General features: G+C 65.2%; 4 protein-coding genes and 1 other RNA gene. 2 read left to right on the forward strand and 3 right to left on the reverse strand.

The features are described 5' to 3' along the window. Window positions 1-354: 354 nt before the first annotated feature. Both ffs and M7H19_RS13555 read right to left on the reverse strand, forming a co-directional pair. Window positions 355-451: signal recognition particle sRNA small type (ffs, locus tag M7H19_RS13550), an RNA gene on the reverse strand. A gap of 75 nt (window positions 452-526) precedes the next feature. Beyond that, window positions 527-778, reverse strand: a complete 252-nt coding sequence (locus tag M7H19_RS13555) for a DUF397 domain-containing protein (protein WP_298181242.1) — start codon at window positions 776-778, stop codon at window positions 527-529. Between the two features lie 238 nt (window positions 779-1016). Here M7H19_RS13555 and M7H19_RS13560 point away from each other — a divergent pair, with 238 nt between their 5' ends. Further along, the gene (locus M7H19_RS13560; RefSeq protein WP_298181243.1) at window positions 1017-1208 is read left to right on the forward strand and encodes a hypothetical protein; all 192 of its coding nucleotides are present in this window, start codon (window positions 1017-1019) and stop codon (window positions 1206-1208) included. Window positions 1209-1254: 46 nt separating this feature from the next. On the opposite strand, the gene M7H19_RS13565 is transcribed toward M7H19_RS13560, so the two are convergent. Continuing rightward, a complete protein-coding gene (locus tag M7H19_RS13565) occupies window positions 1255-2109 on the reverse strand; it encodes a helix-turn-helix transcriptional regulator (RefSeq protein ID WP_298181247.1) in 855 nt (284 codons plus the stop codon). Between the two features lie 125 nt (window positions 2110-2234). On the opposite strand from M7H19_RS13565, the gene gndA reads away from it, so the two are divergent. After that, on the forward strand, window positions 2235-3345 hold a 1111-nt coding region (gndA, locus tag M7H19_RS13570), incomplete at its 3' end, for an NADP-dependent phosphogluconate dehydrogenase (RefSeq protein WP_298181245.1).

Consider the following 3345-nt stretch of genomic DNA (forward strand, 5'->3'; position numbering starts at 1 on the left):
GAAGTCGTCACCGCATTACTCACGCTGCCACCGCACGGCGATCCCGACGCCCCGACCATGACCCGCCGCGCGTCCAGCTCGCTATGGCTTCCCGGCAACGCCTGATGCCCGCGAGGACGACAACGGTGACACTGCCGGATAGACACTCGGCCAGCCAAGCGCCGGACGGCTACGGCAGGCTCAGTGGCGATCTCGCCGAGACATCCCCACCCAGCACATCCCACGCATACGGGAGAACACGCCCCGCTGTCAGTGGGCGAACCCGACACCGGACCTACTGACCCGTGTGTTCAACGTCTGGCACCACCAGCGGCAGCCCCGCGGACTGCCTCTCGGCCGGACATCACCCGGGAAAAAGAAGGGGACCCCCGCACCCGTCAGAGCCTGCTTATCCTTGCTGCCTTCCGGCCCTGGGGAGGTTCACAGGATGGACGCCGCGGGGGTCCACGTTCAGTCTAGGCCATGTCGAGGGGCCATAGCGAGCCCGGGTCTTCGGGCGTTCGCCCGGCGGGCTCGTCGTACCCGATCATCGCGGCAGGTCGAACTGACCGGCCTTCACGGCCTTGACGAAGGCATCCCACTCCGAGGGCCAGAACACGAAGACCGGGCTGTCGGGCAGCTTCGTGTCGCGGACACCGATCTTGTCTCCGGCGATGTTCACCTCGACGCAGTTGCCCCCGTTGGGTTCACTGGCGAAGGACTTGCGCCAGTTACCGGGGGCGAACATGCCCACCGCCGTGGTCGGGTCATACTCCGAATTCTCGGCATAATCGACCATCGCCTACCTCCGCGCCTGGCTTGCGGACGCTCCGCACCCCTGTTGTGACCCGCTGGATTTTCCTGCCGCCCGGCGCTGATCCCTCCAAAGGATGCCTCCATCCGTGCGACATTCGACCGCTCGAGTCGACAACACGATTATTAACGAACTAGGATTATTACTAGCTGGTAGGAAGCGAAGAGGACCAAACGGGTCCCGCCTTGTGAGAGATCGACAACACCTGGGGGATGGAGCAAGCATGGCTGTACGACTCGACGTGGACCCGTTAAAATTTCAACAGTCACGTGGTGAGACCGAGCGCGAGACCACACCCGCATTCCGCCGCGCAAGGCTGAACCTGAACTTCGTCAAGTTCGCGAGCCGCAAGAAGCCCACGCCCTTCATCTACGTCGACGACCCGCTGGCACTGCGCTACATGTGCCGCGTCTGATCGAAAACACCCACCCGGTGCCGCCCGGAACTCGACCGACGACGCGTCAGTCCAGTGCCTCGCGATAATCCTGAGCGAGCTGCTTCAGAAACTGACGGGTCTCACGACGTTCGAGAGCGGCCCCACGAAGCCGATCCCACGCATCGACGAAAATCTGGAAATCCTTGGCGTCGTCGAGGTAGAGACCACCCGCCGAATGCTCGATGTACACGAAATCACGAGTGCGATCGGGAAACCGCATGATCGTGAAATCGTTGGGCACCGACGCCAACCTGGCATCGAACGGCAGGACGTGCACGTACACCCGCTGCCGTTGATCCAATTCCAACATGTGCTCGATCTGGTCGAGCATCACGGCCGGCGCGTGCCCGCCCGGCGCCCTCCGCAACGCCGCCTCGCTGAGGATGAAGCGGTAGTACGGCGGCTGCGGCTGATCGAACACCGCCTTGCGATCCAGACGATTCCGGACCAACGAAGTGATGTCGGTGGCACCGAACTCGGTGAACTGCTTGAGCATGTAGTGCTCGGACTGCAGAGGCCCGGGAATGCGCTCACCGTGCCACGTCAGGATCTCGGCCGCAGCGGGCTCCAGATCGGTGAACGTGCGGAACCAATGCGGCACCACCGAGCGGTACCCGGACCAATGACCGCGCTGCCCCGCGGAAGCCCTGGCCAGGCCGATCAGCGTCTCGGCTTCCTCACCCGTCACGCCGTACGCCTCCAACATCCTGCGCACGTCGCCGAGCTTCGCGCCGACCGCGCCTGACTCGATCTTGTTGACCTTTCCCTGGGTGCACCCGAGGATCTCGGCGACCTGCTGTTGGGTGAACCCGGCTGACATACGTGCATGCCGCAGCTCGTTACCGAGCTGCTTGCGGCGGGAAGTCACGGTGCTGGCCATGGCGGCCGTGACGTTACCGCGTTCCACCACTCAGGTGAAATCACCTCTCCGGATGGACGCCCGAAAAGTCCGACCACGCAGCGCAACCGTCTCAGGGGCCAGAACAGAGGCGTAAAGTTTCGACTATGAGCTCTCAGACGGCGCGGGCGAGCATCGGCGTCACCGGTCTCGCCGTGATGGGACGCAACCTGGCGCGCAACCTCGCCCGCCACGGACACACCGTGGCCTTGCACAACAGAACCGAACAACGAACCCGGGACCTCGTCGAACAATTCGGTTCCGAAGGCGAGTTCGTACCGACCTACTCCGCCCAGGAGTTCGTGGCCGCGCTCGAACGGCCACGCAAACTCGTCATCATGGTGAAGGCGGGTGCCGCCACCGACGCCGTGATCGACGAATTCGCGCCGTTACTGGACCCCGGCGACATCATCGTCGACGCGGGCAACGCGCACTTCGCCGACACCCGGCGCAGGGAAGCCGCGCTGCGGGAACGCGGCCTGCACTTCGTGGGCGCCGGCGTCTCCGGCGGCGAGGAGGGCGCGCTACACGGACCCAGCATCATGCCCGGCGGCTCCGAATCCTCGTACGCCTCACTCGGCCCACTGTTCGAGGATATCGCCGCCAAGGTGGACGGCACGCCGTGCTGCACCCACGTGGGCCCCGACGGCGCGGGCCACTTCGTGAAGATGGTGCACAACGGCATCGAGTACTCCGACATGCAACTCATCGCCGAGTCGTTCGACCTGATGCGGGGTGCGCTCGGCTACGAGCCCGCCCAGATCGCAGAGGTCTTCCGCACCTGGAACTCCGGACGACTCGACTCCTATCTCATCGAGATCACCGCCGAGGTGCTCGCCCACACCGACCCGGCGACGGGCAAGCCATTCGTCGACATCGTGGCCGACCAGGCCGAACAGAAGGGCACCGGCCGCTGGACCGTGCAAAACGGACTGGAACTGGGCGTTCCCATCACCGGGATCGCGGAGGCCACCTTCGCGCGGTCACTGTCGGGCCACGCGGACCTGCGCCGCGCGGCACGCGGCCTCGCCGGACCGGACCGGACGGACCCCACGGCGCGGAGCAGCGTGTCCGAAAGCTTCGCCGACGACGTCGAACAGGCGCTGTACGCGTCGAAGGTCGTCGCGTACGCACAGGGTTTCAACCAGATCCAGGCGGGCAGCGCCGAGTACGGCTGGAACATCGACCTCGGCGCCGTGGCCGCCATCTGGCGAGGCG

Source organism: Saccharomonospora sp. (assembly GCF_027317685.1).
Taxonomy (GTDB): domain Bacteria; phylum Actinomycetota; class Actinomycetes; order Mycobacteriales; family Pseudonocardiaceae; genus Saccharomonospora.

Bases quoted from the DNA above. Each gene is read 5' to 3' on its own strand.
- M7H19_RS13560 (WP_298181243.1), top strand. From the start codon at position 1,017: ATGGCTGTACGACTCGACGTGGACCCGTTAAAATTTCAACAGTCACGT.
- M7H19_RS13565 (WP_298181247.1), bottom strand. From the start codon at position 2,109: ATGGCCAGCACCGTGACTTCCCGCCGCAAGCAGCTCGGTAACGAGCTG.
- M7H19_RS13555 (WP_298181242.1), bottom strand. From the start codon at position 778: ATGGTCGATTATGCCGAGAATTCGGAGTATGACCCGACCACGGCGGTG.